Origin of the sequence: Xanthomonas sp. D-99 (assembly GCF_017746145.1) — a bacterium.
Lineage (GTDB): Bacteria > Pseudomonadota > Gammaproteobacteria > Xanthomonadales > Xanthomonadaceae > Xanthomonas > Xanthomonas cissicola.
Window position 1 is genome coordinate 1 of sequence record NZ_JAGHWU010000131.1, and the last position, 954, is coordinate 954.

The 954-nt window shown below is 54.9% G+C and carries 1 protein-coding gene; it reads left to right on the forward strand.

Going from position 1 to position 954, the window contains the following annotated elements; genetic code table 11:
- The coding region (locus tag J7360_RS21105) for a hypothetical protein (protein WP_209034789.1) at positions 1-789 on the forward strand (789 nt) is incomplete at its 5' end.
- Positions 790-954 lie beyond the last annotated feature (165 nt).

The following is a 954-nucleotide window of genomic DNA, read 5'->3' on the forward strand; positions in this document are numbered from 1 at the left end:
CTAAAAGTGGGGGGATTACCCTGGCTTCGGGTTCGCAGGACTAAACCAATGGACCGGGACACGACGTTCAAAGATCACCACCTCTGGGAGCTGCAGCGTCGAGACGCCCTGAATAATAGCCTTTCGCTTCCCGTAGGCATCCTAACTGTTGTGGCTGGCGGTGCCCTTACGATGGCAAGGTCGGTAGACATCGAACATCCAGCGTCCAAGCTCGGCCTTTCTATTGCCCTGGCTGTAACGGCAGTGCTGCTGCTCTGCAATCTGTTCTGCCTTGCCAAGTCCCTAGTCCGTTACAAATACTCCCATGCCCCGGACATGCTTGAATGGCTGGGCGACCGTGAGCATTTCGAGCATGAGTATAGGGAGAAGTGGCGGGGGCTTGGCATCACAAAATCAAGAGCCGAACAGGAGGCGCGGCGCGAGTTCTACTACCATCTTGACCAGACCTACGCGAAATCCGCGTCGAATAACTCAATCCAAAATAAGAAGAAGGCCGAGTGGATCGCGCTTGGGCACAGATTCCTTATCGCCAGCGTTGGCTCCCTCATGCTCGCTGGAGTATTTTTCAGCCTTTCCCCAACAAAGCCGGCGGATGACGTCGCACCAAAATCGCTAAAGGACGCTAAGAAAGTGATTACCCCCAGCAAACCTGAGAAGCCCGCCAATAGCCCTGCATCGTTGCCATCTACGACAGCCAAGGACATCAAACGCCCACCAGTCCGAGACCCGATGGTCATCAATGAGAAATTTCCGCAGAAGGATCACGATTTTGGACTTGATGATCTATGAGCAATAAGCCTCCCAGCCAACCGCCGCCGCCGAAGCCAGCACCTCAGCAGCGACCGGCTACGCAGCAGACCCAGATTGTCCGGCCACCAACAAGGGAACCAATCCATGTGTTCGATAGCGTGCCACCAGGGATGAAGAAGGGGCGCTGTCAACAACAACTTCAAA